The sequence below is a fragment of the Allobosea sp. LjRoot9 genome, from assembly GCF_964252745.1.
Lineage (GTDB): Bacteria > Pseudomonadota > Alphaproteobacteria > Rhizobiales > Beijerinckiaceae > Allobosea.
In genome coordinates this window covers 501,228-527,448 of record NZ_CAXUPC020000003.1, presented here as the reverse complement: position 1 = coordinate 527,448, position 26,221 = coordinate 501,228, and the positions used below count along the sequence as shown (strand labels likewise).

The 26,221-nt window shown below is 66.6% G+C and carries 29 protein-coding genes; 19 read left to right on the top strand and 10 right to left on the bottom strand.

Annotated elements, in window-relative coordinates:
• Positions 1–61 precede the first annotated feature (61 nt).
• Positions 62–787, bottom strand: coding sequence for an SDR family NAD(P)-dependent oxidoreductase (locus ACSQ3P_RS17000; RefSeq protein ID WP_436166697.1), 726 nt, complete (start codon positions 785–787; stop codon positions 62–64).
• Between the two features lies 1 nt (position 788).
• Positions 789–1,697 (bottom strand): fumarylacetoacetate hydrolase family protein, encoded by a 909-nt coding sequence (locus ACSQ3P_RS16995; RefSeq protein WP_436166696.1) that lies wholly within the window; start codon positions 1,695–1,697, stop codon positions 789–791.
• Between the two features lie 87 nt (positions 1,698–1,784).
• Here ACSQ3P_RS16995 and ACSQ3P_RS16990 point away from each other — a divergent pair, with 87 nt between their 5' ends.
• The 10 genes from ACSQ3P_RS16990 to ACSQ3P_RS16945 all read left to right on the top strand — a co-directional run bounded on the left by ACSQ3P_RS16990 (position 1,785) and on the right by ACSQ3P_RS16945 (position 10,200).
• Complete coding sequence (locus ACSQ3P_RS16990; protein ID WP_436166760.1) at positions 1,785–2,498, top strand: GntR family transcriptional regulator; 714 nt, start codon at positions 1,785–1,787, stop codon at positions 2,496–2,498.
• Complete coding sequence (locus ACSQ3P_RS16985; RefSeq protein WP_436166695.1) at positions 2,495–2,815, top strand: EthD family reductase; 321 nt, start codon at positions 2,495–2,497, stop codon at positions 2,813–2,815. The genes ACSQ3P_RS16990 and ACSQ3P_RS16985 overlap by 4 nt, the downstream gene beginning before the upstream one ends.
• 194 nt (positions 2,816–3,009) lie before the next feature.
• Positions 3,010–4,164 (top strand): benzoate/H(+) symporter BenE family transporter, encoded by a 1,155-nt coding sequence (locus ACSQ3P_RS16980; protein WP_436166694.1) that lies wholly within the window; start codon positions 3,010–3,012, stop codon positions 4,162–4,164.
• Complete coding sequence (locus tag ACSQ3P_RS16975) at positions 4,161–4,814, top strand: thiamine phosphate synthase (RefSeq protein WP_436166693.1); 654 nt, start codon at positions 4,161–4,163, stop codon at positions 4,812–4,814. The genes ACSQ3P_RS16980 and ACSQ3P_RS16975 overlap by 4 nt, the downstream gene beginning before the upstream one ends.
• Positions 4,811–5,746 (top strand): tetratricopeptide repeat protein, encoded by a 936-nt coding sequence (locus ACSQ3P_RS16970; protein ID WP_436166692.1) that lies wholly within the window; start codon positions 4,811–4,813, stop codon positions 5,744–5,746. The genes ACSQ3P_RS16975 and ACSQ3P_RS16970 overlap by 4 nt, the downstream gene beginning before the upstream one ends.
• 154 nt (positions 5,747–5,900) lie before the next feature.
• Positions 5,901–6,689 carry an inositol monophosphatase family protein gene (locus ACSQ3P_RS16965; RefSeq protein ID WP_069692992.1) on the top strand — a complete coding sequence of 263 codons (789 nt, stop codon included), beginning with the start codon at positions 5,901–5,903 and terminating at the stop codon, positions 6,687–6,689.
• A gap of 132 nt (positions 6,690–6,821) precedes the next feature.
• Entirely contained in the window at positions 6,822–7,790 is a 969-nt protein-coding gene (locus ACSQ3P_RS16960) for a flagellar motor protein MotA (RefSeq protein WP_436166759.1), read from the top strand.
• Between the two features lie 55 nt (positions 7,791–7,845).
• The gene (locus ACSQ3P_RS16955) at positions 7,846–8,862 is read left to right on the top strand and encodes a peptidoglycan -binding protein (RefSeq protein ID WP_436166691.1); all 1,017 of its coding nucleotides are present in this window, start codon (positions 7,846–7,848) and stop codon (positions 8,860–8,862) included.
• A gap of 111 nt (positions 8,863–8,973) precedes the next feature.
• Positions 8,974–9,786: a universal stress protein gene (locus ACSQ3P_RS16950; protein WP_436166690.1), complete on the top strand. Its 813-nt coding sequence runs from the start codon at positions 8,974–8,976 to the stop codon at positions 9,784–9,786.
• Positions 9,787–9,882: 96 nt separating this feature from the next.
• Entirely contained in the window at positions 9,883–10,200 is a 318-nt protein-coding gene (locus ACSQ3P_RS16945; protein ID WP_436166689.1) for a c-type cytochrome, read from the top strand.
• 137 nt (positions 10,201–10,337) lie between these two features.
• On the opposite strand, the gene ACSQ3P_RS16940 is transcribed toward ACSQ3P_RS16945, so the two are convergent.
• Positions 10,338–11,201: a LysR family transcriptional regulator gene (locus tag ACSQ3P_RS16940; RefSeq protein ID WP_436166688.1), complete on the bottom strand. Its 864-nt coding sequence runs from the start codon at positions 11,199–11,201 to the stop codon at positions 10,338–10,340.
• 106 nt (positions 11,202–11,307) lie between these two features.
• On the opposite strand from ACSQ3P_RS16940, the gene ACSQ3P_RS16935 reads away from it, so the two are divergent.
• Positions 11,308–11,985, top strand: a complete 678-nt coding sequence (locus tag ACSQ3P_RS16935) for a cyclase family protein (RefSeq protein WP_436166687.1) — start codon at positions 11,308–11,310, stop codon at positions 11,983–11,985.
• A gap of 42 nt (positions 11,986–12,027) precedes the next feature.
• Positions 12,028–12,894 carry an urea carboxylase-associated family protein gene (locus tag ACSQ3P_RS16930; protein ID WP_436166686.1) on the top strand — a complete coding sequence of 289 codons (867 nt, stop codon included), beginning with the start codon at positions 12,028–12,030 and terminating at the stop codon, positions 12,892–12,894.
• A 147-nt stretch (positions 12,895–13,041) separates the two neighbouring features.
• On the opposite strand, the gene ACSQ3P_RS16925 is transcribed toward ACSQ3P_RS16930, so the two are convergent.
• A complete protein-coding gene (locus tag ACSQ3P_RS16925) occupies positions 13,042–14,838 on the bottom strand; it encodes an ABC transporter transmembrane domain-containing protein (RefSeq protein ID WP_436166685.1) in 1,797 nt (598 codons plus the stop codon).
• 134 nt (positions 14,839–14,972) lie between these two features.
• On the opposite strand from ACSQ3P_RS16925, the gene rpmE reads away from it, so the two are divergent.
• The gene (gene rpmE, locus ACSQ3P_RS16920; RefSeq protein WP_069692997.1) at positions 14,973–15,206 is read left to right on the top strand and encodes a 50S ribosomal protein L31; all 234 of its coding nucleotides are present in this window, start codon (positions 14,973–14,975) and stop codon (positions 15,204–15,206) included.
• A 234-nt stretch (positions 15,207–15,440) separates the two neighbouring features.
• Here rpmE and rcdA read toward each other — a convergent pair whose 3' ends face one another.
• Both rcdA and ACSQ3P_RS16910 read right to left on the bottom strand, forming a co-directional pair.
• Entirely contained in the window at positions 15,441–15,971 is a 531-nt protein-coding gene (rcdA, locus tag ACSQ3P_RS16915) for a protease adaptor protein RcdA (protein WP_436166684.1), read from the bottom strand.
• 293 nt (positions 15,972–16,264) lie between these two features.
• Positions 16,265–16,465 carry a DUF1192 domain-containing protein gene (locus ACSQ3P_RS16910; RefSeq protein ID WP_436166683.1) on the bottom strand — a complete coding sequence of 67 codons (201 nt, stop codon included), beginning with the start codon at positions 16,463–16,465 and terminating at the stop codon, positions 16,265–16,267.
• A gap of 194 nt (positions 16,466–16,659) precedes the next feature.
• Here ACSQ3P_RS16910 and ACSQ3P_RS16905 point away from each other — a divergent pair, with 194 nt between their 5' ends.
• The 3 genes from ACSQ3P_RS16905 (at position 16,660) to ACSQ3P_RS16895 (ending at position 19,661) form a co-directional block, all read left to right on the top strand.
• A complete protein-coding gene (locus ACSQ3P_RS16905; RefSeq protein WP_436166682.1) occupies positions 16,660–17,658 on the top strand; it encodes an NAD(P)H-quinone oxidoreductase in 999 nt (332 codons plus the stop codon).
• Between the two features lie 211 nt (positions 17,659–17,869).
• Positions 17,870–18,592, top strand: a complete 723-nt coding sequence (locus ACSQ3P_RS16900; RefSeq protein ID WP_436166681.1) for a DUF1013 domain-containing protein — start codon at positions 17,870–17,872, stop codon at positions 18,590–18,592.
• 181 nt (positions 18,593–18,773) lie between these two features.
• Positions 18,774–19,661 (top strand): MBL fold metallo-hydrolase, encoded by an 888-nt coding sequence (locus ACSQ3P_RS16895; RefSeq protein ID WP_436166680.1) that lies wholly within the window; start codon positions 18,774–18,776, stop codon positions 19,659–19,661.
• Positions 19,662–19,709: 48 nt separating this feature from the next.
• On the opposite strand, the gene ACSQ3P_RS16890 is transcribed toward ACSQ3P_RS16895, so the two are convergent.
• Positions 19,710–21,626: a propionyl-CoA synthetase gene (locus ACSQ3P_RS16890; RefSeq protein WP_436166679.1), complete on the bottom strand. Its 1,917-nt coding sequence runs from the start codon at positions 21,624–21,626 to the stop codon at positions 19,710–19,712.
• Positions 21,627–21,815: 189 nt separating this feature from the next.
• Here ACSQ3P_RS16890 and ACSQ3P_RS16885 point away from each other — a divergent pair, with 189 nt between their 5' ends.
• Together ACSQ3P_RS16885 and ACSQ3P_RS16880 are read left to right on the top strand one after the other, a co-directional pair.
• Positions 21,816–22,580 (top strand): sulfite exporter TauE/SafE family protein, encoded by a 765-nt coding sequence (locus ACSQ3P_RS16885; RefSeq protein WP_436166678.1) that lies wholly within the window; start codon positions 21,816–21,818, stop codon positions 22,578–22,580.
• A gap of 99 nt (positions 22,581–22,679) precedes the next feature.
• Positions 22,680–24,308: an acyl-CoA synthetase gene (locus ACSQ3P_RS16880; RefSeq protein ID WP_436166677.1), complete on the top strand. Its 1,629-nt coding sequence runs from the start codon at positions 22,680–22,682 to the stop codon at positions 24,306–24,308.
• Between the two features lie 136 nt (positions 24,309–24,444).
• Here the strand turns inward: ACSQ3P_RS16880 and ACSQ3P_RS16875 are convergent, their stop codons facing one another.
• The 3 genes from ACSQ3P_RS16875 to ACSQ3P_RS16865 all read right to left on the bottom strand — a co-directional run bounded on the left by ACSQ3P_RS16875 (position 24,445) and on the right by ACSQ3P_RS16865 (position 25,658).
• Positions 24,445–24,924, bottom strand: a complete 480-nt coding sequence (locus ACSQ3P_RS16875) for a YidB family protein (protein ID WP_436166758.1) — start codon at positions 24,922–24,924, stop codon at positions 24,445–24,447.
• 72 nt (positions 24,925–24,996) lie between these two features.
• Positions 24,997–25,257 carry a GlsB/YeaQ/YmgE family stress response membrane protein gene (locus ACSQ3P_RS16870; protein ID WP_069693006.1) on the bottom strand — a complete coding sequence of 87 codons (261 nt, stop codon included), beginning with the start codon at positions 25,255–25,257 and terminating at the stop codon, positions 24,997–24,999.
• A 212-nt stretch (positions 25,258–25,469) separates the two neighbouring features.
• Entirely contained in the window at positions 25,470–25,658 is a 189-nt protein-coding gene (locus ACSQ3P_RS16865; protein ID WP_092167646.1) for a YdcH family protein, read from the bottom strand.
• 228 nt (positions 25,659–25,886) lie between these two features.
• Between ACSQ3P_RS16865 and ACSQ3P_RS16860 the strand changes: the two genes are divergently transcribed.
• Positions 25,887–26,105, top strand: coding sequence for a YdcH family protein (locus tag ACSQ3P_RS16860; protein ID WP_069693008.1), 219 nt, complete (start codon positions 25,887–25,889; stop codon positions 26,103–26,105).
• The last annotated feature ends 116 nt before the right edge of the window (positions 26,106–26,221 follow it).

Sequence of the window (26,221 nt, the reverse complement as noted above, 5' to 3'; positions counted from 1 at the left end):
CCCTCATTATGCGTTGCGATCAGGACGTCTCGTTCACAGACCCGGATTCACAGGCCCAAATTCACAAGCCAAGACCGCCCAGGGACTTGCCGCCATCCACGAACAAGGTCTGACCGGTGATGAATTTCGTCGCCGGCGAAGCCAGGAAGGCGATTGCCCCGGCAATGTCGTCGGGAGCGGCCGCCTGCCCGCTCGGCTCCAGCGCCTGGGCCCTGGCGTACTGGTCGGCCGGCATGGCCCGCGTCATCGGCGTGTCGGTAAAGCCCGGGGCGACCGAGTTCACCGCGATCTGGCGCGGCCGCAGCTCCATCGCCATGGCGCGGGTCAGGCCGATCACGCCGGCTTTCGAGGCGACGTAATGGGCGAAGTTCGTACCGCCGATGGCGGCCCGCGACGACACCGTCACGATGCGCGCCCCCGCCGGCATCCGGCGCGCGGCCTCCTGCGCAGCGATGAAGACGCCGAGCAGATTCACATCCAGCATCATGCGGAAATCCGCATCGCTGATCTCGTCGAAGGCGCGCGGCTGATAGGCTCCGGCAACACAAATCAGCGCGTCGAGCGAGGCGGGCCTCGCAATCGCCGCCGCCACCGCCGGCCGGTCGCAGACATCGAGCACGCAGGTTTCAAGCCGTCCGGTCCGATCCTGCGCGCCCAACTCCGCCAGTTTCTCCGCATCGCGATCGGCCGCGACGACATGGAAGCCATCGGCGATCAGCCGCAAGACCGTCGCGCGCCCGATGCCGGACGCGCCGCCTGTCACGAATGCGACGGGCGCGGCCGCCATCTCAGGCCGCCGCCTGGATGACGACGCTGAGCTTACCGACGCCCTCGATCTCGGCATCGACCGTGTCGCCGATGGAGAGGAAGGTGCCCTTGGGCACGCCGACGCCGGCGGGCGTCCCTGTCAGGATCAGGTCGCCGGGGTCGAGCGTCATGATCCGCGACGCCGTCGCGATCTGTTCGGCGAGCGAGAAGATCATGTCGCTGGAGCGGCCATCCTGCTTCACCTCGCCATTGACCGCGAGCTTCAAGCCGAGATTCTGCGGATCGGCGATAGCCGAGGCCGGCACGAAGCGCGGGCCGAGCGGGCAGCAGGTGTCGTTGGCCTTACCCGCCACCCAGTCGAGCTTGTAGAAGGTTTCCGGCGCGCGGTTGTGGTCGCGGGCGGAGAAGTCGATCGCGACCGTATAGCCCGCCACATGCGACAGCGCGGTTTCGACGGAGACATTGCGCGCCGTCTTGCCGATCACGGCGGCGAGCTCGATCTCCCAATCGAATTTCTCGGTGCCGATCGGCATGCGCACCGTCGCACCCTCGCCGACGACCGCGTTGCGCGGCGGCTTCATGAAGAAGAACAGCCGCTGTTCCTCCTTCTTGGCGCCGGGCATGCCCATCTCGGCGAGATGGTCGAAATAATTCGCGCCGGCGCAGAGGATCTTACCGGGGTAAAGCAGCGGTGCGAGACGGCGCGAGGCCGTGACCAGATCGGCCGGATCGACCTCGGCGGCGGCTATCGCAAGAGCCCCTTCGGCACGCCCCCAGTCCGCGAACAGGCCGATGACGCTGGCCTGACCGGGAAACCCGACCCGCGCCAGCGACGACTCCAGAGCATAGAGCTTGCCCTCCACCTCGAGGCAGGCAACGGGCCCACTCGCCACCTCGACCGTCGTCAGAGCCCATCCGGCATGCGCCATCGCCGTCATCTCCACTCAAAGCCGTCTTGCTATGAGATCAGGATGATTTTATAAAATCTGCGAGTCAACATGAAATGTGCGGTGGCGATGGACACCCTGACGGAGAGCCGCTCTCAAGCCGAGCGAGCCTATCAGCGCCTGCGCGGCGAGATCCTGCATGGCGACCTGATGCCGGGCGAGCGCCTGCGCGCCAACGACCTGCAGGACCGCTTCCAGCTCGGCCTGACGCCGATCCGCGAGGCTCTGATGCGGCTCTCGACCGAGGGGCTCGTCGCGGCCGAGACGCATCGCGGCTCGCGCGTCACCGAGACCTCGCTCAGCGCCTTCACCGATCTGATGGCGACGCGCCGCGAAATCGAGCGGCTCTGCCTGACCAAGGCGATGACACTCGGCGACGCCGCCTGGGAGGCCGAGATCGTCGCGGCCATGCACATGCTCTCGCGCACCCCGCTGCCAGCCTCGCAGGAGGACCGCGAAGCGGCGACCTTGTGGGAGGACCGTCACCGGCGCTTCCATGCTGCCCTGGTCGCCGCCTGCGGTTCGGACTGGCTGCTGCGCTTCTGGGGCACGCTCGCCGACCATTCCGAGCGCTATCGCAAGATCCGCCTGTTGCATCATCGGGAAGCGCCGGCCGAGGTCCGCGACGTCAACAGCGAGCACGCCGCCATTATGGAAGCTGTGCTGGCGCGAGAGGTGGAGCGCGCCTGCGCCCTGCTCGACGCCCATCTCCACGCCACCCAGACCAGCGTCGTGCGCCTGTTGCAGATCGGCCTGGACACCTCCGAGGAGAAGTCCCGATGATCATTCGCTCAGCCGTTCTCGAGGGCGAGGTGCCCGAAATCGACCGCGCCCATTTCGACCGTCAGATGCGCGAAACCGTGCTGCCGGCGATCCGACGCTATCCCGGCATCCGCGACCTCAAGCTGCGCTGGGCGGCCGAGCAGGAAGCCGGCGCGCCGCCGGTCTATGTCGTCTTCGACCTCCATTTCGACAGCCTGGAGGCGATGCATCAGGCGCTGGCGAGCGAGATCCGGCAGGAGGTGCGGCGTGAGCTCGGCACGATCATGCCGCTGTTCAAGGGCCGCGTGTACCATCTGGTCATGAGCCAGGACGACTGAGCATCAAGACGATTGAGCATCAGCAGGAATTTTGATCGGGCCTCATCCTGAGGAGCCCGCGCCAGAAAGGCTCCGGTCCGCGCGCACTTCATGGCCGCAGGATGTCGCAAGGCTTCCGACGCTCCGGCTTTTCTGATTGAAGGGACGCCCCGGGCGCGTCGTCGCCCTTTCGCGAGAGCGTCGCAAGAGCGCCCATGTCGATCGTCTTCTCCGCGCTGGTCGCGGCCTTCGTCGGTTTCGCGGCGGCCGTCGCCGTGGTGCTTGCCGCTGCCCAGGCCGTGGGCGCGACGCCGGCCCAGACCGTGTCCTGGATCGCCGGCCTCGCCATCGCCAAGGGCCTCGCCAGCATCTGGCTGTCCTGGCGCCACAAGCTCCCGATCATCTGCGCCTGGTCGACGCCCGGCGCAGCCCTGATCGCGGCGACGAGCGGGCTCGACCTCGCGACCGCCATCGGGGCCTTCCTGCTGGCGGCGCTGTTGATGATGCTGACCGCGGCGTTCCGGCCGCTCGGCGCCCTGATCGAGCGCATTCCGATGCCGATCGCGGCGGCCATGCTTGCCGGCGTGATCTTCCGCTTCGTCGTCGCGGTGTTCGACGAGATGCGGCTGAGCCCCGCGCTCGTGCTGCCCCTGCTCGCGGTCTTCCTGCTGGCGCGGTTGATCAACCCGTTCCTCGGCGTCATCGCGGCGCTGGGCGCCGGCCTCGTCCTGAGCTTCCTGGGCGGCCTTGCCAGTTGGCCCGCCGGGCCTTTGTCGTTGAGCGGCCTCGAATTCGTCACGCCGCGCTTCGATATTGCCGCCATGCTCGGCGTCGGCGTCCCGCTCTATCTCGTCACCATGGCGGCCCAGAACCTGCCCGGCTTCGCCGTCCTGCGCGCGGCGGGCTATCAGCCGCCGACGACGGCGAGCCTCTTCGTCACCGGCCTGGCCTCCTTCCTCACCGCCCCGTTCGGCGCCCATATGGTCAACATGGCTGCGATCAGCGCCTCGATCTGCACTGGCCCCGACACTCATCCCGACCCCGCCCAGCGCTGGAAGGCCGGCGTCGTCTACGGTTTCCTCTGGCTGGCCATCGCGGCCTGCGCCGGCCTCCTGCTTGCCTTCATCATCGCCATGCCCAAGGCGCTGATCATTGCCGTCGCGGGGCTGGGCCTCGTCGGCTCGCTCACCGGCGCGCTCGGACAGGCCATGTCCTCCGATAAGGAGCGCTTCGCCGCCGTCCTCGCCTTCGCTGTCGCGGCCTCGAGCCTCTCGCTGTTTGGCGTCGGCTCGGCCTTCTGGAGTCTCGTCATCGGGCTTGGTGTCTTGACATTGGACGCACTCATGGGCCGTTTGCGCGCACGATCATGACCAACGCACCCACACCCACCCGCCTGATGCTCGTCACCCCGCTTGTCGCGGACGCCGAGGCGATGGCCTTCCGCCTGATGCAGGCCTTCGCCGGCGGCGACGTCGCGGCCGTGCTGCTGCGCCTCTCCGAGGGCGACGAACGCAGCAAGATCGAGCGCGTCAAACGCCTCGTCGGCCCCGTCCAGTCGGCCAATGTCGCGCTCATCGTCGAGGCCCCCGCTCTTGTCGCCACGCGCGGCGGTGCCGACGGCGTCCACCTCACCAACGGGCCGGAAGCCGTCGCCGAGGCGCGCTCCAGCCTGAAGAACGAGCGTATCATCGGCGCAGGCTCCTTGCGCGCGCGCCACGACGCCATGGATATCGGCGAGGCGGGCGTCGACTATGTGATGTTTGGCGAGCCGCGCCCGGACGGCTCATTGCCGCCCTTGGCCGCGGTGATCGAGCGCGCCTCCTGGTGGGCCGAGATCTTCGAGACGCCCTGCGTCGCCTATGCACCGGACGCCGAATCGATTGCAGCTCTGGTCGAGACCGGAGCGGAATTCGTCGCGCTCGGCGCCTGGGCCTTCGACGAAGCCTGCGACATTCGCGCGCTGGTGACGCAGGCCAATGTCGCCATCGCGGCCCACGCCGCCCGAAAGGCCGCGCGATGAACCGGACCTGCCGCGGCCTCGTGCTCGCCGGCATGCTCCTGGGAACGACGGCCGCAGCCAGCGCCGCCGAGCCCGATCTGGCTTACGGCGCCTATCAGGCCGGCCATTACCGCCGCGCCCTGGACGAGGCGCTGAAGCGCGTCGAGGCCGACAATAACGACGCCGCCGCCATGACCCTGCTCGGCGAGATCTATCGCCTGGGGCTCGGCGTGCCCGAAAGCCAGAAGATCGCAACCGAATGGTATGACCGCGCAGCCGCGCGCGGCGACATCAACGCGGCTTATGCACTCGCATCCGCCCTCCTCGACGAGCGCAGCGGCAAGCGCGATCCCGAACGCGCCGGCACGCTGCTGCGCAAGGCGGCCGCCGCCGGCCACCCCGCCGCCAATTACAACCTCGCCCTCGCTCTGCTCGCGACGGGTAAAGAAGAGGACGACAAGCGCGCCATCGCTTGCCTGGAGATCGCAGCGAACGCCGGTATCGGCGACGCGCTCATGGCGCTCGGCATCCTCTCCAAGCAGGGACGCGGCCTGCCCCAGAGCGAGACCAAGGCCGCCGAATGGATGGCCAAGGCATCCCAGGTCGGCAATGTGCCCGGCGAGGTCGAATACGCGATCATGCTGTTCAACGGCACCGGCGTCGCCAAGGACGAGACCGCCGCCGCCAGGCTCTTCCTGCGCGCCGCGAACCAGGGCAACCCGATCGCCCAGAACCGGCTGGCGCGGCTCTACCAGTCCGGCCGCGGCATCGCGCCCGACTCGATCGAGGCCGCCGCCTGGCACCTCGCCGCCCGCGCCCGGGGGCTGGACGATGCCGGTCTCGACCAGCTTTTCGACCGCCTCAATCCCGAGCAGCAGGGCCGCGCCGCGGCGCTCGCCGCGACCCGGATCGAAGGCGCGGCCTTGACGTCGCCCGGCCAGACGAGCAAGTGACCGGCTGAACTTCGAGGCTGACATCTTCAGCCCTCATCCCGAGGAGCCGCTATGCTGCTCCTCGGGATGAGGGCTCGGGACGTTCCGGCCAGCTCTTTTACATCTTGACCGGCGTCACGACGCCGCCGTTCGGCTGCTGCACCCTGAGGTATCGATGATCCGCTCCCCCCTGATGACCGTGATGACGGACGCCGTGATGAAGGCGTCCCGCTCGCTGAAGCGCGATTTCGGCGAAATCGAGAATTTGCAGGTGCTCGCCAAGGGCCCCGGCGATTTCGTCTCCAAGGCCGACACCAAAGCCGAGGAGATCATCCGCGCCGCGCTGGAGAAGGCCCGCCCCGGCTACGGCTTTGTCATGGAGGAGAGCGGCGTCGTCCAGGGCACCGACGAGAGCAACCGCTGGCACATCGACCCGCTCGACGGCACCCACAACTTCCTGCGCGGCATCCCGCACTGGAACATCTCGGTCGCGCTCGAGCGCGACAACCAGTTCATCGCCGGAGTGGTCTATGACGCCGCCAAGGACGAACTCTTCATCGCCGAGAAGGGCAAGGGCGCCTATGTCAACAACCGCCGCATGCGCGTCTCGGGCCGCCGCGAGCCCGCCGAGATGCTGATCGGCATGGGCGTGCCCCATATCGGCAAGGGCGGGCACCCGCTCTTCCTGCATGAGCTGGGCGCGGTGATGACGCGCTTCGCCAATGTCCGGCGCATGGGCTCGGCCGCGCTCGACATCGCCTATGTCGCGGCAGGCCGCATGGACGCCTATTGGGAACGCGGCCTCAACACCTGGGATTTCGCGGCCGGTGCCGTGATGATCCGTGAGGCCGGCGGCACCTTCGGCACGCTCGACGGCAAGCAGCCGACCAGTGCCAAAGACATCATCTGCGGCAATGAAGTCGGTGAACAGTCACTGCGCGCGGCGCTCAAGTCGGCAGGCTGACATATATCTTTGCTCTTTCACGCTTGATCCCGGCGGCGCTGGAGGCGACAGTCCCGCAGGCGGCAAGACCTGAACGGAAGACGAAGCATGGCGGATGAGGGCATAGCGGCCGAGAAGATCACGGTCGCAACGATGCGGGAGGAGACCCGCTTTTCGCGTCCGTTGCGCTATGTCGTCCGCGCGCTCCTGTTCCTCGCGCTGATCGGCTTCCTCGGCTACATCCTGCAAGGCGGTCTCGCCACCGCCTTCATGACCAATCCCGGCCTGAACGGCCTGATCCTCGGCTCGCTCTTCGTCGGCGTGCTGATCGCGCTGCGCGAGCTCTGGCGCCTCTATAGCGAGGCCCGCGCCGCCACCCGCCTCGCCGCCGCGCCGCTGCAGGCGGAGGTCAAGCGTCATCAGGTCATCGCCCCGCTCAGCGGCGTGCTGCCTCAACTCGATCGCGGCAGCCTCGCCCCTGCCCAGGCCTCGACCGTTCTGGAATCGATCGCGGTCAGGCTCGATGACGGCCGCGAGGTCTTGCGCTATCTCGCCGGGCTGCTCGTCTTCCTCGGCCTGCTCGGCACCTTCTGGGGCTTGCTCGACACGGTCTCCTCCGTCGGCTCCGTCATCAAGTCGCTGCGCACCGGCGCGGAAGCCGGCGTGCTCTTCGACGAGCTCAAGGCCGGCCTCGCCGCCCCGCTCGCCGGCATGGGCCTGTCCTTCTCCTCCTCGCTCTTCGGCATCGCCGGCTCGCTGATCCTCGGCTTCCTGGAATTGCAGGTCGCCCAGGCCCAGCGCCGCTTCCGCAACGAGATCGAGAGCTGGCTCGGCACGCGCACAGCCAGCGCCACTTCGATCACCGCCTCCCAGCCCTTCACGGGCGACGCGCTGAACGACCGCTTCGACAAGCTCAGCGCGGCCATGGCCGAGAGCGGAGCCAACAACCGCGCCGCGACCCAGGCGCTCTCCAACCTCGCCGAGGGCATCCAGGGTCTCGTCCAGCATATGCGCGCGGAGCAGCAGCTCATTCGCGACTGGGTCGAGGCGCAGGCCTCGCGCGAGAAGGACATGAAGCGCCTGATCGAGAGATTGACCGCAGACCACGTCACGGAGCCATGAGCGCGCAGACACGACACGCTCGGAACAACGCCCTGATCCGCAGGAGCCGCTAAGCATGGCCCTTTCCCGCTCCCACCGCCGTGACGAGATCAATTTCTGGCCCGGCTTCGTCGATGCGCTCTCGACGATGCTGATCGGCATCGTCTTCCTGCTCTCGGTCTTCGTGCTCGGTCAGTTCTTCCTGTCGCAGGAGTTGACCGGCAAGGACACCGCGCTCGACCGCCTCAACCGCCAGATCTCGGAACTGACCGATTTGCTCGCGCTGGAGCGCTCCTCGAACCGGCAGGCGCAGGAAAACCTGACCCTGTTGCAGTCGACACTCACGCGCGAGCAGGGCGAGCGCAGCCGTGTCCAGGGCCTGCTCGATGCGCAAGCCAGCGACGCGCCGGCCCAGCTCTCCGAGACCCAGAAGGCGCTCGAGAGCGAGAAGCAGCTCTCGGCCCGCGCCCAGGCGACGGTCGATCTGGTCAACCAGCAGATCCTGGCGATGCGCCGCCAACTCGCGGCGCTGGAGCAGGCGCTCAACGCCTCCGAGACCAAGGACAAGGAATCGCAGGCGCGCATCTCCGAGCTCGGCTCCAGGCTGAACGTGGCGCTGGCCCAGCGCGTGCAGGAACTGGCGCGCTACCGCTCCGACTTCTTCGGCCGCCTGCGCCAGGTGCTCGGCACGCGGCCCGACATCCGCGTCGTCGGCGACCGCTTCGTCTTCCAGTCCGAGGTCTTCTTCGACGCCGGCCAGGCTGTGCTGAAGCCGGAAGGTCGCGGCGAACTCGACAAGCTCGCCGCGATCCTAGTCGATCTCGGCCGCGAGATGCCCCCGGATATTCCTTGGATCCTGCGCGTCGACGGCCATACCGACAACCGTCCGATCCGCTCAGCCCTATTCCCTTCGAACTGGAGCCTCTCGACCGCGCGCGCGGTGGCGGTGGTCGAGTACCTGATTACGCGCGGCCTCCCCAACGACCGCATCGCCGCGACCGGCTTCGGCGAATTCCAGCCGCTCGACGTCGCCAACAACGACGAGGCCTGGCGCCGCAACCGGCGCATCGAGTTCAAGATCACCGAGCGCTGACCCCGCTCGCGCGTCCTCGGTCGCCGCGACTTTGCGCTGCATCAAGGCGCAGGCCGCGGATCGGCTGAAAATGCCTGCCGTTGATCCAGCATAGCGGCAGAGGCATCGGCCATGATCAAGGATATCGTTGTCGTTTTGGACGAGACCGGTCGGCGGGCGGTTCCGTTCGCGCTCGCGCTCGCCAAGGAGCTGCGCGCCGTGATCACCGCGGTCTCGGTCGCAGCGGAGGGGCCCTTCAACGCAGCCGCCTATTCCGAGGTCCGCTATGATCTGGCCGTCGCCGAGCAGGAAAGCGCAATTCAGGCGGCTCAGGGCACGGCCGCCAGGTTCAAGCAGGATGCAGCAGCTGCCCAGGTTCCGCTCGACGACGCCCTTGTCTGCAACCCGAATGGCGCCGGCCACGATATCCTGTACGCAGCGGTTCGCCGCTCCGATCTGACCGTTATTGAGCAGCAGGAACCGGGCAAGCCCAAGCCCTCGGATCTCTATCTGGAAGGTCTGCTGCTCAAGACGGGCCGTCCTATCCTGATCGTGCCCTATATCGGCCCCTCCGCCTTGCGGCTCGACCTTGTGACCGTGGCCTGGGACGGCAGCGTCGCTGCCGCGCGCGCCATGGCCGATTCCCTGCCGCTGCTGTGCATGGCGAACAAGGTCGAGGTGGTGAACGTGTCCCGCACGGCCGAAGACAGCGATGGCAAGGCGATCACCCGCCATCTCCTGCGCCACGGCATCGAGGCCGAATACCGGGCTTTTCACAGCGAGATCTCTGTCGCCAATACCTTGCTCTCGCATGTGGCCGACAATGGCTCCGGCCTGCTGGTCATGGGCGCCTATGGCCATTCGCGCCTGCGCGAGGCGATCCTGGGCGGCGTAAGCCGCTCGATCCTAGAGGCGATGACGGTACCGGTGCTGATGTCCCATTGACTTCGGCTCAACGAAATAGCCCCCTTCTTTGTGCCTCGTGCAGCCATATGGCTGATGACGCAGTGATGGCTCGCGAAGACTGAAGGGGCCGATCCGATGCCTATTCTGAACCGGCGGCCGACTGGGGCGTTCTGGCTCGCGCTGGCATTGGTGCTCGCGGCCTCGCCCGTTTGCGCCGAGCCCCGTGCCTCCTCAGTCGAGGGCTGCGCCGCTTGCCATGGCCTGGACGGGATCGCGCGCGACAGCGAAGTGCCGCATCTCGCCGGTCAGAACGAACGTTATCTCGCCAACCAGATGCTGGCCTTCCGCTCGGGCAAGCGCGCCCACAAGGAGATGCGCTTCATGGCCCGTGCCATGTCGCTCGACGAGATCGCAGCGCTCGCTGCCTATTATGCGGCGCTTCCACCGAGGTAGTGTCCTGATCGGGACATGCGACTAGAGCAATTTCCGATCCAGTTGGATCGTTCAATTGCTCTAGATCATTGTTTTAACGCGCTTTCTTCACGCGAACCGGTATCCACTTCGCTCGAAAGCGCTCTAGCAGCGGGATCTCAGCCCCGGCTCATGGCAACGAGCCAGTCGCGCAGGATCGCCGCCTCACGCGACAGGCCGCCCGCCTCCAGTAGCCAGTACTGCTTGTCCTCGTCGGAGGGCTGCTCGAACAGCGTCGTCAGGCTACCGCGCTGGAGTTCATCGGCGATGAGCGAGGTCGGGCACAACCCGACGCCCTGCCCGGCGATGACCGAGGCGACCAGGAGGTTGAAGTCAGCAAAGATCGGCCCGCCCCCGATCGGGGCGTTCAGCCCGGCGGCGGCGAACCAGCGCCCCCAGGCAGACTGGGTCTCGTCATGGAGCAACTCGGCGGCCAACAGGTCGCGCGCAGCCGCGAAAGGCCCGTGCCGGGCCAGGAATTCGGGTGAGCAGGTCGGGCGCGTGGCAGCGCTGAGGATCGCGGTCGCGCCTGCACCAGGCCGGGGTCCATGCTGGATCAGCAGGTCGACGCCGGCCTGGGCCGGACTGCGCGCATCGAGCGCATAGACCAGATTGAGCTGGATCTCCGGATGGGTTGCCCGGAACAGCGGCAGGCGCGGAATCAGCCAGCGTGTCGTAACCGAGGGCAGGCAGGCCAGGCTGACCAGGGTCCGGCGCGTCTTCGCGGCGATCTGCCCTGCCGCGAGCGCGATATGCGTCAGCCCATGCGAGACGGCCGCGCCGAAATCCCTCCCGGCAGCCGTCGGCGCCACGCCGCGCGGATGACGCAGGAACAGCGGGACGCCCAGCCACAGCTCAAGCGCACGCACATGCTGGCTGACGGCAGCCGCCGTCAGGTTCAGCTCGGCGGCGGCAGCCGCGAAGCTTTCATGGCGGGCCGCCGCCTCGAAGGCGCGCAAGCCGCCAAGGGGAGGATATCTCATGCCGTCGAGGCTAAGTCATACTTGCCCTTGGCGCAAGAAATCGAAGATTGCGCTGGCATTCCGATCAGCCTTACTTGGCCTTCCCCGAATCCGGAATCCTGCCGCGATGCCTCTCGTCGACCTCAGCCATGACTTTACCGACGGCATGCCCGGCTTCTCGCTGCGGCGCGACGGCGAGGTCAAGCAGTTCACCGCCGCGATCAGGCCCTTCGTGACGCATGAGGCCTCCGCGCCGTTCTATGAGGGCAAGGCCAGTTTCGAGATCACCGAGGTATTTTTCCAGACCTCGATCGGCACCTATCTCGACGCGCCGCGGCACCGCTGGAAGGAGCGCCGCGACATCGCGGCGTTGAGCCTCGACGAGCTCGTCCTGCCAGGGCTGTGCCTCAGCGTCGCCGCCGCGCGCCCCGGCGAGCGCATCGGGCTTAGCCGCATCGACCTGCCCGCCGACCTCTCGGGCCTCGCCGTGCTGATCCGCTTCGGCTGGGACGCCCATTGGGGAAAGCCGGCCTATGACGACTATCCCTTCATCGACGCGGATGTGATCGAGGCGCTTCGCACCCGCGGCGCGCGCCTGCTCGGGGTCGACACGACCAATGTCGATACCCGTCACGATCCGGCGCGGCCGGCCCATTCGATCCTGCTCGGCCAGGATATCCTCATCGTCGAGAATCTGCGCAATCTCGATCACTTGCCGACATCGGGCTTTCGCTTCTTCGCCGTTCCGATCAAGGCGGTCGGCGCGGCCGCCATGACGATCCGGGCCTTCGCCGAAACAGCTTGACGCAGGTAGAGACGAAACATGCCACCTTCACGGATTGGGACCATGCAGGACGCAGTGACGACAGCAGCCCCGGCCGATGCCGCCGAGCGGCGCAGCAAGCCCGCCGTGGTGGTCTATCCCAACGCGACCTTGCCCAGCGTCGACATGGCGATGCTGCAGGCGGCGCGCCAAAGCCTGACCAAGCTCGACGAGGTCATCGTCCCACCCCGCGACGGGCGCGCCTTCCACGTGCCCAAGGGCCATTTCTTCCGCATCACCAGCATCGAGGGCCCGCAGGTCGGCGACCTCAATCTCTGGAACACCGACGATCTCTCCGAGCGCTTCTTCAGCGGCAAGACGCGGGCCCTGCACGCAACCCATCTCGGCACAGGCAACCGGCTCTGGAGCACCCTGCCCTCATTGCGGCCGATGGCGACGATCACGCATGATACGCTCGGCTGGTATGGCTGGGACGAAGATGGCGGCGGCATCCACGATGTCATCGGCACGCGCTGCGACCCCTACACCAACCGGCTCCTGAGCGGCGGCGACTATCATCATTGCTGCCATTCGAACCTCGCCCGCGCGCTCGGCGCCGCCAAGGGCGTCCCGGCGCGCGAGGTCGAGCAGCACGTCCACGACGTGCTCAACGTTTTCATGTGCACAGGCTTCACCCGCGACACGCACCAGTATTTCATGAAGGCGAGCCCGGTCCGCCCGGGCGACTACATCGAGTTCTTCGCCGAGATCGACCTCATCGGCGCGCTCTCGGCTTGCCCCGGTGGCGATTGCAGCGCGAGCCATTCAAGCGACGCGGCCGCCTGCTACCCGCTCAAGGTCGAGATCTTCGCGACCGAGCCCGCGCTGCTCACCGGGTGGACGCCACCGGAGCGCAACGCCTATCCGCGCACGCACGGCGCGGAGGGTTGAGGCGCTTTCCGTCATTGCGAGGAGGCGAAGCCGAGGAAGCAATCCAGGGGGCATAGCGCTCTACGACACTGGATTGCTTCGCGGAGCCTGTACTCGGGCTTGCCGAAGGCAAGACCCGGGTGCTCGCAACGACGGGAGGAAGCGCCTTTACGCCGCCTCCAGCCCGAACTGCAGCGCCGCCAGCCGCGCATAGAGCCCGCCGCGCGCCTTGAGTTCGGCATGGGTCCCGTCCTCCACGACGCGTCCCTCATCCATCACCAGGATGCGGTCGGCCGAGAGGATGGTGGCGAGGCGATGGGCGACGACCAGGGTGGTGCGGCCCTGCATCAATCGATCGAGCGCATCCTGCACGGCCCGCTCGCTCTCGGAATCGAGCGCGCTCGTCGCCTCGTCGAGCAGCAGGATCGGCGCGTCCTTCAGCACCGCACGCGCGATCGCCAGGCGCTGGCGCTGGCCTCCCGAAAGCGTGACGCCGCGTTCGCCGACGATGGTGTCGTAGCCCTGCGGCAGGCTGCGGATGAAGCCGTCTGCGGCGGCAAGCCGCGCTGCATTCTCGACCTCGGTGCGGCTGGCCTCGGGCCGGCCATAGGCGATGTTGTCGGCAACGGAGACGCCGAACACCGTCGGCTCCTGCGGCACCAATGCGAAGCGCTGGCGCCAATCCTCGGGATCGGCCTCCGGCCCGGTGACGCCATCGACGACGACGCGGCCGCTGGCGGGATCGTAGAAGCGCAGCGCCAATTGCAGCACCGTGCTCTTGCCCGCCCCTGAAGGTCCCACCAGCGCGACGCGCTCACCGGGCCGGACCTTGAAGCTGAGCCCGTGCAACGCGGACAGGCTGCGACCGGGATAGGCAAAGGAGACCTGCTCGAAGGAGAGTTCGCCACGCGAAGGCAGCGGCATCGGCCGCGGATTCGGCGGGGCGGCGATGGCGGGTTGCATCGCCAGGATTTCGCCGAGGCGCCCAGCGGAGCCGGCAGCAGCCGAGATCTCGCCATAGACCTCCGAGAGCTGGCCGAGCGAGCTTGCCGCCATCACCGCATAGAGGATGAACTGCGACAGCCGCCCGCCGGTCATGCGGCCTTCGAACACCTCGGTTGCGCCGGTCCACAAGACCCAGACGACGCTGGCGCTGACCAGGAAGATCGCGACGCCCGAGAGCAGCGCGCGCGAGGCAGTGGCCGAGCGCGAGGCGCCGAAGGCATCGTCCGAGGCCGCGGCGAAACGCGCCGCCGTCTGCTGCGAGGCCCCGAAGGATTGCATGGTACGGATCGCACCGACCGCTTCCGAGGCGAAGGCCGAGGCGTCGGCGAGCCGGTCCTGCGCCGCCCGCGCGCGCCGGCGCACCGAGCGGCCCGACAACACCAGCGGCAGGACGATGACCGGGATCGCGGCAATGACGATGGCCGAGAGCTGCGGGCTGGTGAAGATCATCAGGCCGAGCGCGCCGATGACCATGATGCCGTTGCGCAGCGCGATCGAGGCCGTGGAACCGAAAGTCGACTTGATCTGCGTCGTATCGGCGGTGAGCCGCGAGACGAGGTCGCCCGCCCGGCTCGAATCGAAGAAGGCCGGCTCGAGCTTGGTCAGATGCGCGAAGACGTCCGAGCGCAGATCGGCGACGATGCGTTCGCCCACCGTCATGACGAGGTAGAAGCGCGCCGAACTCGCCAGCGCCAGGATTGCGACGATGCCGACGAGAACGAGGAAATAGCTGTTGGCCATTCGCTGCTCGCCGCCGGAAAAACCGACATCGATGACGCGGCGCACGGCCAGCGGCAGAACCAGCGTCGCGGCTGAAGCCACGACCAGCGCCAGCAGGGCGAGCGCGATCCGACCCTTCTGGGCCAGCGCATAAGGCCAGAACGAGGACAGCGAGCGGAAATCGAGCCTCGGTTTGGTATCGTCTTTATTGGCTTCGGCCACGCGTCTTTGTCCTGTCATGCTTGCACTGCCGGCCCGCCTGCGCTATGGCGCTGGCGACTTCACAGACAGGCTCATACGAAATTATTCGACGGGCCGACTATCCATGCCCGCTGATCGAGGCAGGCCCGTTTTTATCGATTGAGGATTTCGCCATGAAGACCGGCATCCATCCCGACTACCACACCATCAAGGTCGTTATGACCAATGGCACGGAATACTTCACCCGTTCGACGCTCGGCAAGGAGGGGGACACCCTCAATCTCGACATCGATCCGACGACCCACCCGGCCTGGACCGGCGGCACGCAGCACATGCTCGACCGCGGCGGCCGTGTTTCGCGCTTCAATTCCCGCTTTGGCGCGTTCGGCGCTCTCGGCAAGAAGTGATTTAGCGGCGATCGGCTACGGTCGCCCCTGATTTAAATCAAAAAGGCCCGGCCAAATCGGCCGGGCCTTTTTACGTTTCGGCGGCGATTGGTCGCGCCTGCGAGATGGCCAAGAGCCGGATGATTTCAGGCGGGATCACCAAGTGATCCCGCCTGAAATCTGAATCCGTCTCTCATCTAAGAGCGAGAGCAGGATCAATGCGAAAAACCGGTGCCCACTTTTTCGCATCCTGCTCTAGCGGCCAAGACCCAGCCGCGCCTGCAGGTTGGCGAGCTGGTCCTGCACCGGATTGGCCTGCTCGCGGGCAAGGCCGGTGCCCGACATCTGGCCTTCGAGATGGCGGATGCGCTCCTGCAGGCGGACCGAATGCGCCATCAGATCGCGCAGCGCCTGCGGCAGGCGAGCCACCTCGTCATGGGCGGGCTGCCCCGCGGCGTCGGACATCCTGACCTTGTTGTTCTCGGCGCGGGCCTGCTCGGCCGTCATCTCGCCTTCGGCGACGGCGCGCTGGACCAGCAGCCAGGAGGCGATTTGCATCAATCGCGTCGTCAGGCGCATGCTCTCGGTGGCGTAGGTCAGCGCGACATCGCGCGGCAGGGCCGCCGACTCGGCCCGCCCGTCGCCGTCGAGATAGGATGCCGTCTGCTCGACCAGCCCCATGCCCTCGCGAAACAGCAGCATGAAGGCGTCGGATTTGACGAAGCCGCGCGCAAAGGAGATCGCGCCATCGTCAACCTGCGGCTCCAGCATCAGCACATCGTTCATCGCGGTGTCCCCCTTCGGCACAACAGCGTTCGCGTCAGGGACGCGGCAACGCTTCAGGCCGACAACACCGCAAGGATAACGCCGAAGCGCGATCAGGGCTGCGGTAAGATTGGGTTAACCTTAACGAGGTAATGCAACCGAAAAAAGAGCCGCCCTGGGGCGGCTCGAAGGTCAACAGGGAGGCGTCAAACAGAGTGGGCAGGAGCCACTCGACATCCAGACAAACTGGACAATGCGATTCATACTTTGGAATCGTTAAGAGACCCTTAATGACGCAAGGGCAGAAGGCTGGCTCAATCCGGTTTGCGAAAGAAGGCGTCGGCCGCCGAACGCGAAGCGTCCTTCTTGGCCCGGGCCTCGGCCAGCCGCTCGATCTCGGCCTTCAGCGCCTCGACGCGCTGGTCGATCTCGGCCAGCGACAGCATCGAGAGATCCTGCCCTATTTCATGCACGGATTTCAGCTTCGGACGGTCATCCTCTGGAAAGATCGACATGGCGGCCTCACATTCGACAACTCGATGGCGGCGCAGAGTAGTGCATCGGTCCGAAAAGTGGGAACCGGTTTTCGGGACAAGCCGATGCAAGATCAAAGCACTACGCGCCCGCAACTTCACTCTCGCCCGATGCGCGGGCCGACACCTCCCGCACAGCCCCCCGCTTCAGCTCTTTCGTACAGGACCGGAACCCGATGACCGCCTTGCCCCAGACGATGACCGCAATCGGCTTCGAGGCTCCAGGAGGCCCCGAGGTTCTCCAGGCCTGGAAGCGGCCCGTGCCGCAGCCGGGACGCGGCGAGGTGCTGGTCGCGGTCGCCGCCGCCGGCATCAACCGTCCCGACGTGCTCCAGCGATTGGGCGGATACGCGCCACCACCCGGCGCCTCGGATATTCCCGGCCTTGAGATCGCCGGCACGGTCGTCGCGCTCGGCGAGGGCGCCAGCCGCTTCAAGCTCGGCGACAAGGTCTGCGGGCTCGTCGCCGGCGGCGGCTATGCCGAGTATGCCGTGGTCCACGAAAGCAACGCGCTGCCCGTGCCGGCCGGGCTCTCGCTGATCGAGGCGGCCGCCATCCCTGAGACCTATTTCACCGTCTGGACCAACGTCTTCCAGCGCGGCCGCCTGCAAGCCGGCGAGAGCTTCATGGTCCATGGCGGCACATCGGGCATCGGCACCACCGCAATCCAGCTCGCCAAGGCCTTTGGCGCGAAGGTGCTGGCGACCGCGGGCTCAGCGGAGAAATGCCAGGCCTGCCGCGACCTCGGCGCCGACCATGCGATCAATTACCGCGAGCAGGATTTCGTCGCGGCCGCCAAGGAGGCAACCGGCGGGCGCGGCGTCGATCTCATCCTCGACATGGTCGGCGGCGACTATATCAACCGCAATTACGACGCCGCGGCCGAGAGCGGCCGCATCGTCCAGATCGCCTTCCTCAACGGTCCGAAAGCGGAGGTCGACTACCGCAGGCTGATGATGAAGCGCCTGACCCATACCGGCTCGACGCTGCGACCGCGCACCATCGCCGAGAAGGCCGGGATCGCCGCCGAACTCGAGGCCAAGGTCTGGCCGCTGATCGAGGCCGGGCGCTGCAAGCCGGTGATCCACGCGACCTTCCCGCTCACTGACGCCGCCGCCGGCCACGCGCTGATGGAAAGCAATGCCCATATCGGCAAGATCGTGCTGACGATGTGAGGCCTATCGTCATTGCGAGCACGGCAAAGCAATGACGGGTCGGCTCACGCTTTTCATGGACACCCGCCCCGGCTTTGCCTATAAGCCGCGCCATCCTGTTCATCGTCGATGATTTGGATGGCCGGCCGAGGAGGCCGGTCTGCGCATGAGAGCTATTGTCCGCGACGCTGACCCGGTCTGAGACCGGCTTTCGAGATTCAGGAGACGTCCCGTGTCACAACCCCCGCTGATGCCGAAGGCCACCGCGGTCTGGCTCGTCGAGAACACCTCCCTGACCTTCGAGCAGATCGCCGAGTTCTGCAAACTCCACCCGCTCGAAGTGCGCGGCATCGCTGATGGCGAAGTCGCCGCCGGCATCAAGGGCCTCGACCCGATCACCTCGGGCCAGCTCACCCGCGAAGAGCTCGAGCGCGCCGCCAAGAACCCGAGCCACCACCTCAAGCTCGCCGAGCGCAGGGTCAAGGTGCCGGAGATGAAGAAGTCCAAGGGGCCGCGCTACACCCCGGTCTCCAAGCGCCAGGACCGCCCCAACGCGATCCTCTGGCTGCTACGCAACCACCCCGAGCTCAAGGACGCGCAGATCATCCGCCTGATCGGCACGACCAAGTCGACCATCGCCCAGATTCGCGACCGCACCCACTGGAACGCCCAGACCCTGTCGCCGATCGATCCGGTCAGCCTCGGCCTGTGCTCGCAGATCGATCTCGATTTCGAGGTCGGCCGCGCCGCCAAGGACCGTCCTGCCGCGATCGCCGAAATCGGCTCGACTCTGCTCCCCGCCGAGGAGACGACCGCGCCAGCGCCCGCGCTCAACCAGACCTTCGCCGATATGGGCAAGCCGAAGCGTCAGGAAGAAGAGGCCATCGACGTCGATTCGGTCTTCTCCAAGCTGAAGCAGCTCAAGCGCCCGGCCGAGGAAGACGAGGAAGACTGAGCTTCTCCTGGCGTTTCCTAGGCTTAAGCGACCTGGCGGGCCACTCCCCTTGCAATGGGGATTGGCCCGCCTTCCATTTTGAAGCGGGCAGTGAGGCGGGCCAGCGCCTGCGTGGTCTCGACTATATCGCCTACGCGTCGCCCGACTTGCGAAGATGCTCGCCGCCTGACAGCCTCGCGCCATGATGGATGACACGCTAGCTTTCACCTTCCTCGGCACCGGTGCACCGCCAGTCAGCCTGCGCCGCGCCGGCCCCTCGCATCTGATCCAGGCAGTGGGGTGCAAAGTGCTGGTCGATTGCGGCTCGGGCGTCAGCCAGCGCCTCGTCGCCGCCGGTCACCAGGGCGCCGATATCGACCTGCTCATCGTCACCCATGAGCACTCCGACCATCTGGTCGATTTCTACCAGCTCGTCGTCTCCTCCTGGCATCAGGGCCGTAGCAAGCCCTGGCGCGTCATGGCCCCGGCCCCGGCGCTCGCCAATATGCGCGGGCAATACGGGGCCTTCGCCCGCGAACGCGCCCTGCGCATTGCCTTCGAGAAACGCCCTGACGCCACCGGGCTGGAGGTCATCTTCGAGGAGCTGCACGAGGGGATCGTATCGGGCCTCGGTGACCTCGCGATCGAGGCCTTCCTCGTCGATCACAAGCCGGTCGAGCCGGCCTTCGGGCTGTCCTTTTCCCATGGCGATAGCCGCATCGTCTTCTCCGGCGACACGCGGCTGACGCCGTCGCTGGAGCGGGCGGCACAGGGCTGCGACCTGCTCGTCTGCGAGGTCTTCATCTCAAGCCAGATGCCGGTCGTCGCAGGCGTCCGTTCCGCCGAGACCGTCGCCTCGGTCCAGAGCTACCACATGACGCCGGAGGTGGTGGCGGGGCTGGCACAGCGTTCCGGCGCAAGAGCGCTGGCGCTGACCCATCTCGTGCCGCCCGCCGCCGACACCGCCGCGCTCGCCCGCGAGGTCAGGCAGGCAGGCTATGCCGGCCCGCTGATCATCGGCGAGGACCTGATGCGGCTGGAGTGGCCAGAGCGGCTGCTGAACTGGAATGGCGCGACGATCGGGTTCTGACCGTCATTCCGGGTTCGCGCCTTCGGCGCGCCCCGGAATGACACGCCCTTACCCCAGCCCCCTGCCCTTCAGCGCTACCCCGATTTCGCTCAGCACGGCGGGATCCTCGATCGTCGCAGGCATCGCATAGTCCTCGCCATCGGCGATCTTCTTCATCGTGGCGCGGAGGATCTTGCCCGAGCGCGTCTTCGGCAACCGGTTCACCGTCAAGGCCAGCTTGAAAGCCGCTACCGGGCCGATCCTGTCGCGCACCAGCGCCACCAGCTCCCGCTCAATCTCGGCCGGGCTTTGGGTCACGCCGGATTTCAGCACGACGAAACCGCAGGGCTGCTCGCCCTTGAGGGCGTCCCTGATACCGACCACGGCGCATTCCGCCACGGCCGGATGCGAGGCCAGCACCTCCTCCATGCCACCGGTTGAGAGCCGGTGGCCGGCGACATTGATGATGTCGTCGGTGCGGCCCATGATGAAGACATAGCCGTCGGCATCGATGAAGCCGGCATCCGACGTGTTGTAGTAGCCGGGGAAGGCCGCAAGGTAGCCTTCCCTGAAGCGCTCGTCATCCTGCCACAGCGTCGGCAGGGCGCCGGGAGGCAGCGGCAGCTTGACCACGATCGCTCCCATCGTCCCGGCTGGCGCGGGCCGGCCGCCTTCGTCGAGGCATTGCACATCGTAACCCGGCAGCGGCACGGTCGGCGAGCCGGGCTTGACCGGCAGCAATTCGAGCCCGATCGGATTGCCGACGATGCAGGAGCCGGTCTCGGTCTGCCACCAATGGTCGATCACCGGCACCTTCAGCACCTCCTCGGCCCATTTCAGCGTATCGGGATCGGCCCGCTCGCCGGCCAGGAACAACGCCCGGAAATGCGACAAATCGTAGTCGGCAAGATGTTTCGCCTGCGGATCCTCCTTACGGATCGCCCGGAAGGCGGTGGGCGCAGTGAAAAGGGCCACCGCCTTGTGCTCGGCGATGACCCGCCAGAACGCACCGGGATCGGGCGTGCCGACCGGCTTGCCTTCGTAGAGAACAGTCGTCGCGCCCTGCAGCAGCGGCCCGTAGACGATGTAGCTATGACCGACGACCCAGCCGACATCGGATGCGGTGAACATCACCTCGCCGGGCTTCACATCGTAGAGATTGTCCATCGTCCATTTCAACGCGACCATATGGCCGCCATTGTCGCGCACCACGCCCTTGGGGCGGCCCGTCGTGCCCGAAGTGTAGAGCACATAGAGTGGGTCGGTCGCGGCAACCTCGACGCAATCCGCCTTGCGGCCCGCAGCCTTGGCGGCCGCAGTCAGCGTGCGCCAGTTCCTATCGCGGGTGACATGCATCGAGGCGTCGGCTTGCGGCCGCTGCAATACGAGGCAGGTCTCCGGCTTGTGCTGCGCCAGATCGATCGCCGCATCGAGCAGCGGCTTGTATTCGACGACGCGGCTCGGCTCGATGCCGCAGGTTGCGGTCAGGATGAGCTTGGGCGTGGCGTCATCGATGCGCGTCGCCAGTTCCTTGGCCGCGAAACCACCGAACACCACAGAATGCACCGCCCCGATCCGCGCACAGGCGAGCATCGCGAAAGCCGCCTCCGGGATCATCGGCATGTAGAGGATGACGCGGTCACCCTTGCCGACGCCGAGATCCTGCAGGACGGCGGCAAGCGTCGCGACCTCGTCGAGCACCTGCGCGTAGGTGTAGCTCGCCTTCGCGCCGGTGACCGGGCTGTCGTAGATCAGCGCCGCCTGCTCGCCCCGGCCGTCGCGGACATGGCGGTCGAGCGCGTTGAAGCAGGTGTTGCAGGTCGCATCGGGGAACCAGCGGCCATAGGCTCCCTGCGTCGCGTCAAAAATCGCCTTGGGCGGCTTGATCCAGTCGACGGCCTGAGCGGCCTGCGCCCAGAATCCTTCCGGATCGGCCTGCCAGCGCGCATAGGTTTCGGCGTAGCCGCTTGCATGCGGGGCATTCATGGAACGCGTATCCTCTTCGCCCTGTTCTGGCCTACACCCGCAGATCAACCGACAGCGGCGGAGGCTCATTTTGCGCGGGATCGTGAGCATTCGCCCCTTCCGGCGCAAGCGCAGGGCCGTGCGACTTTCGCCCAGCATGGAGGCCTTTCAGCCGTCCTTGCGTCGCTGTGACGCAACCATGCCGACTCCATGATCCTCGACCCCGCCTTCTTCGCCGCCATGGTGCCCGCCGTCATTCTGATGGGCCTGTCGAAAGGCGGCTTCTCGGGGCTAGGCCTGCTTTCGCTGCCACTGATGGCGCTCGTCGTCTCGCCGGTCCAGGCGGCGGCGATCATGTTGCCGCTGCTGATCTCGCAGGATGTCGTGACGGTCTGGTCCTATCGCCGCGAATTCGACCGGAGCAATCTCGCGACGCTGCTGCCCGGCGCGCTGCTTGGCATCCTCGCCGGCTATCTGCTGGCGGCGAAGGTTTCGGACGCGGCAGTGGGGCTCGCGATCGGGCTGATCTCGATGGGTTTTGCGCTGCGCCGCATGCTGAGCGACGGCAAGGCGGCAGCGCCGGTGACGCAGGCGAGCTACGGCGCCGGCTCGTTCTGGGGCGCGCTCTGCGGCTTTGCCAGCATGATCGCCCATGCCGGCGGCCCGCCCTTCCAGATCTACGTCATGCCGCAGCGCCTGGCCCCTGCCGTCTTCGTCGGCACGGGCGCGATCTTCTTCGCCATGCTCAACCTGATCAAGCTCGGCCCCTATCTCGCGCTCGGGCAGTTCACCACGGCGAACCTCACCGCCTCGGTTGCGCTGTTTCCGGTCGCGATCGTCTCGACTATCGCCGGCGTCTGGCTGGTGCGCCGCGTCCCGGCCGAGCGCTTCTACACGATCATCTACTGGCTGCTGCTGGCGGTCGGGGGCAAGCTCGTCTTCGACGGCGTGCGCGGGCTGCATCTGCTGGGTTGAGGCCCGGCATCGATTGCGCCTTCTCGGAAAAAGGGATGGATTACCCGCAAGGCCCGCAGAGGCTAAGGCTGTCGCACGGCCGAGGGAGACGACACCACCATGACCATCAGCGCCTATGACACCGACCTCGATCGCAACCCGGCGAATTTCCAGCCGCTGACGCCGTTGCCCTTCCTGGAGCGCGCCGCGAGCGTCTTCCCCGATCATGTTGCCATCATCCACGGCCCGCTGCGCCGGACCTACGCCGAGTTCTACGCCCGCTCGCGCCGCCTCGCCTCGGCGCTGCAGAAGCACGGCATCGGCAAGAACGACACCGTCGCAGCCATGCTGCCCAACACGCCTGCCATGCTCGAATGCCATTACGGCGTGCCGATGTGTGGCGCCGTGCTGAACACGCTGAACACAAGGCTCGACGCCGCGATCATCGCCTTCTCGCTCGACCATGGCGAGGCCAAGGTCGTGATCGCCGACCGCGAATTCTCCAGGACGATCAAAGAGGCGCTGGCGCTGTGCACGGTAAAACCGCTGGTCATCGATTATGACGACCCGGTCTACGACGGGCCCGGCGAGCGTGTCGGGACGGTCGAGTACGAGGACTTCCTCGCAACCGGCGACGCCGATTTCGCCTGGGCGATGCCATCAGACGAGTGGGACGCGATCGCGCTGAACTACACCTCCGGCACTACCGGCGACCCCAAGGGCGTGGTCTACCATCATCGCGGCGCGAGCCTGCTCGCCACCTCGAATGTCATCACCGGCAGCATGGGCAGGCACCCGGTCTATCTCTGGACGCTGCCGATGTTCCACTGCAATGGCTGGTGCTTTCCCTGGACGATCTCGATCCTGGCCGGCACCCATGTCTGCCTGCGCCAGGTCCGCGCCAAGGCGATGTATGACGCGCTCGCCGACCACCACGTCACCCATCTCTGCGGCGCGCCGATCGTGATGTCGACGCTGCTCAATGCCCGGCCGGAGGAGCAGCGCAACTTCTCGCAAAAGGTCGCCTTCTTCACCGCTGCGGCCCCGCCCCCGGAAGCCGTGCTCGGCGCGATGAAGCAGGCCGGTTTCGAGGTCACCCATCTCTACGGCCTGACCGAATGCTACGGCCCGGCGGTCGTCAACGAATGGAACCGGGATTGGGACGCATTGCCGGCCGCCGACCAGGCGACGCTGAAGGCGCGTCAGGGCGTACGTTACCCGGCACTGGAAGGCCTCGACGTGCGCGATCCCGAGACGATGGAGCCCATGCCCCATGACGGCACGACGCTCGGCGAGGTCATGATGCGCGGCAATGTCGTGATGAAGGGCTATCTCAAGAACCCGAAGGCGACCAAGGCGGCATTCGAAGGCGGCTGGTTTCACACTGGCGATCTCGGCGTGCGCTATGCCGACGGCTATATTCAGCTCAAGGACCGCTCCAAGGACATCATCATCTCGGGCGGCGAGAATATCTCCTCGATCGAGGTCGAGGATGCGCTCTACAAGCACCCGGCCGTGCAGACGGCCGCTGTGGTGGCCAGGCCCGATGAGAAATGGGGCGAGACCCCTTGCGCCTTCGTCGAACTCAAGCCGGGACAGAGTGTGACCGAGGCCGAGATCATCGCCTGGTGCAAAGGCCTGCTCGCCTCGTTCAAATGCCCACGCTCCGTGGTCTTCATCGAGGTGCCCAAGACCTCGACGGGCAAGATCCAGAAGTTCAAGCTGCGCGAAATGGCGCGCGCGCTCTGACCCTGCGCCGCCTCTCGGCAAGGCTACAGCCAAGCCCTCCGTTCGGCCGGAAGCAGCCGAACGGGCGCAAGCCGCGCCAGAGCAGTAGGCGGAGAATCCTTGCCGCCAAGTGGCACCCGCCTCGATCGATGGCGTTTTAAGCTGGGGAGCGGCTGAGGCTGCCGTCGGGTGTGTAACGATCGACCGCCTCCGGCAGCACGCGCGCGAGCCGTTCCAGCAGTTCCGCGCGCGACAGCCCGGTCTGACGCGCGATCGCGTCGAGAGCCTCCGGCCCGAGAGCCTGCTCCAGATCGCCCGGCGCGACCGCCTTGTTGGGGCCCGGCTGCACCCAGGAATCCGCCTTGTCGCCCTGCCCCGCCTGTTTGAAGCGGTCGACGAGCTCGCCAAGCCCGCTATTGAGCACGGCCCCGGCCCCGCCGGCGCCCAGCAGGCCGCCGAGACTGCCGAAAAGGCCGCCATTCCCCTGGGGCGCAGCTCCAGCCTGCCCCGGCTGCGGCGCAGAGACTTGCCCGGCGACCTGCCCGGCATCAGGCTGGCCTCGCCCGCCGAGCCATTCGGCGATCTTGTCGCGGTTCTGGTAGCCGGCGACGGCAAGAAGTCCAAGAAGTGCGGTCATCGACGGAAAGCCGCTGCTGCTGTTGTCATCACTCACGGCACTAACTCCTGTTTCGGGATGAGATCGCTACGATCAGACGGCGCGATTGCGGCCGCTGATCATGCCCCAGACGAGAAGCACGACGATCGCGCCGACAATTGCGCCGATCAGCCCCGCCCCCTGGCCTGGCGCGTACCAGCCGAGCGACTGGCCGAGATAGGTCGCGACAAAAGCCCCTATGATTCCGAGGATCGTGGTCAGCACGAAGCCCGAAGGCTCGTTCGGGCCCGGCATGATGAATTTCGCGACGATGCCGGCGATGAAACCGACGATGATGGTCCAGACGATACCCAAGACAGCCTCCCTCGCTTCCGCACGCCCCCTTCAACATCCGACGCAGAAAGAAGTTCCGGCCCTCCCGACATGGCGCCGAATCTCCGCCGGCGGAGTGCGGGAGGGCCTGCCTCCACCGGGTTTCGCCAATGAAAAACCGGCCCCTTGCGGGGCCGGCTGATCTCGTGAAATAGAATCTCCAGAACGGGTCGCTAATGGCCCGCCTTAGGCCCTCAATGCAGAGTTCGGTCCGGCATCGTCTGCCGTACCCGCTCGATCTCTTCCTTCAGCATCAGCTTCTTGCGCTTCAACTCGACCACACTGAGATCGTCCGAGGACGGGCTCGATACAGCCTGTGCGATGGCTTCTTCGAGTTGACGATGCTTCCGTTCGAGCTCGACGAGATGGGTCTGCAGCGACATCTGGATCCTCCTGATGAGCGGTTGACGAGACAGTCTGACACAGAGCCGGCTTCACGTCTGCGGGGCAATCTCGCGCCGCACCATGAGATTCTGTGATCGTGAACGGCCTATGTCTCGGAAGGCGCGAATATGATGCGCTCCTGCCTCCGCCGCAGGCTCCGCGCTCTTGCGGCGCGTGCGGCGTCTCAGCATAGTCGCGCCCGATTGCGGCGATCACGAGATGGATTCATGGGATTCGAGCTCAGCCCTGACGAGGTCGAGGCTTTCACGACGGAACTGGCACGGCTGCGCGAGGAGCATCGCGACCTCGACAGCGCCATCGACGCGTTGGAGCGGGTCGGCGCGGTCAACCAGATCCAGGTGCAACGCCTGAAGAAGCGCAAGCTCTATCTGAAGGACCGCATCGCCCAGATCGAGGACGCTTTGACCCCCGATATCATCGCCTGAGCAAGGATAACGGCGATTCGCCGCTTGCTTCCGCAGCGTTGCGTGGTCTAGATCGCGCGCTTCCTTGTCCTCGGAGCAGGATGCCGAGCCGAAGGTCCGCCCTAGCGAAAAGCGGA

Bases quoted from the DNA above. Each gene is read 5' to 3' on its own strand.
- ACSQ3P_RS16985 (WP_436166695.1), top strand. From the start codon at position 2,495: ATGATCATTCGCTCAGCCGTTCTCGAGGGCGAGGTGCCCGAAATCGAC.
- ACSQ3P_RS16995 (WP_436166696.1), bottom strand. From the start codon at position 1,697: ATGGCGCATGCCGGATGGGCTCTGACGACGGTCGAGGTGGCGAGTGGG.
- ACSQ3P_RS16955 (WP_436166691.1), top strand. From the start codon at position 7,846: ATGGCCCTTTCCCGCTCCCACCGCCGTGACGAGATCAATTTCTGGCCC.
- ACSQ3P_RS16860 (WP_069693008.1), top strand. From the start codon at position 25,887: ATGGGATTCGAGCTCAGCCCTGACGAGGTCGAGGCTTTCACGACGGAA.
- ACSQ3P_RS16940 (WP_436166688.1), bottom strand. From the start codon at position 11,201: ATGAGATATCCTCCCCTTGGCGGCTTGCGCGCCTTCGAGGCGGCGGCC.
- rcdA (WP_436166684.1), bottom strand. From the start codon at position 15,971: ATGAACGATGTGCTGATGCTGGAGCCGCAGGTTGACGATGGCGCGATC.
- ACSQ3P_RS16905 (WP_436166682.1), top strand. From the start codon at position 16,660: ATGACCGCCTTGCCCCAGACGATGACCGCAATCGGCTTCGAGGCTCCA.
- ACSQ3P_RS16910 (WP_436166683.1), bottom strand. From the start codon at position 16,465: ATGTCGATCTTTCCAGAGGATGACCGTCCGAAGCTGAAATCCGTGCAT.
- ACSQ3P_RS16990 (WP_436166760.1), top strand. From the start codon at position 1,785: ATGGACACCCTGACGGAGAGCCGCTCTCAAGCCGAGCGAGCCTATCAG.
- rpmE (WP_069692997.1), top strand. From the start codon at position 14,973: ATGAAGACCGGCATCCATCCCGACTACCACACCATCAAGGTCGTTATG.
- ACSQ3P_RS16925 (WP_436166685.1), bottom strand. From the start codon at position 14,838: ATGACAGGACAAAGACGCGTGGCCGAAGCCAATAAAGACGATACCAAA.
- ACSQ3P_RS17000 (WP_436166697.1), bottom strand. From the start codon at position 787: ATGGCGGCCGCGCCCGTCGCATTCGTGACAGGCGGCGCGTCCGGCATC.
- ACSQ3P_RS16895 (WP_436166680.1), top strand. From the start codon at position 18,774: ATGATGGATGACACGCTAGCTTTCACCTTCCTCGGCACCGGTGCACCG.
- ACSQ3P_RS16930 (WP_436166686.1), top strand. From the start codon at position 12,028: ATGCAGGACGCAGTGACGACAGCAGCCCCGGCCGATGCCGCCGAGCGG.
- ACSQ3P_RS16980 (WP_436166694.1), top strand. From the start codon at position 3,010: ATGTCGATCGTCTTCTCCGCGCTGGTCGCGGCCTTCGTCGGTTTCGCG.
- ACSQ3P_RS16950 (WP_436166690.1), top strand. From the start codon at position 8,974: ATGATCAAGGATATCGTTGTCGTTTTGGACGAGACCGGTCGGCGGGCG.
- ACSQ3P_RS16880 (WP_436166677.1), top strand. From the start codon at position 22,680: ATGACCATCAGCGCCTATGACACCGACCTCGATCGCAACCCGGCGAAT.
- ACSQ3P_RS16965 (WP_069692992.1), top strand. From the start codon at position 5,901: ATGATCCGCTCCCCCCTGATGACCGTGATGACGGACGCCGTGATGAAG.
- ACSQ3P_RS16890 (WP_436166679.1), bottom strand. From the start codon at position 21,626: ATGAATGCCCCGCATGCAAGCGGCTACGCCGAAACCTATGCGCGCTGG.
- ACSQ3P_RS16945 (WP_436166689.1), top strand. From the start codon at position 9,883: ATGCCTATTCTGAACCGGCGGCCGACTGGGGCGTTCTGGCTCGCGCTG.
- ACSQ3P_RS16865 (WP_092167646.1), bottom strand. From the start codon at position 25,658: ATGTCGCTGCAGACCCATCTCGTCGAGCTCGAACGGAAGCATCGTCAA.
- ACSQ3P_RS16960 (WP_436166759.1), top strand. From the start codon at position 6,822: ATGCGGGAGGAGACCCGCTTTTCGCGTCCGTTGCGCTATGTCGTCCGC.
- ACSQ3P_RS16885 (WP_436166678.1), top strand. From the start codon at position 21,816: ATGATCCTCGACCCCGCCTTCTTCGCCGCCATGGTGCCCGCCGTCATT.
- ACSQ3P_RS16970 (WP_436166692.1), top strand. From the start codon at position 4,811: ATGAACCGGACCTGCCGCGGCCTCGTGCTCGCCGGCATGCTCCTGGGA.
- ACSQ3P_RS16875 (WP_436166758.1), bottom strand. From the start codon at position 24,924: ATGACCGCACTTCTTGGACTTCTTGCCGTCGCCGGCTACCAGAACCGC.
- ACSQ3P_RS16975 (WP_436166693.1), top strand. From the start codon at position 4,161: ATGACCAACGCACCCACACCCACCCGCCTGATGCTCGTCACCCCGCTT.
- ACSQ3P_RS16935 (WP_436166687.1), top strand. From the start codon at position 11,308: ATGCCTCTCGTCGACCTCAGCCATGACTTTACCGACGGCATGCCCGGC.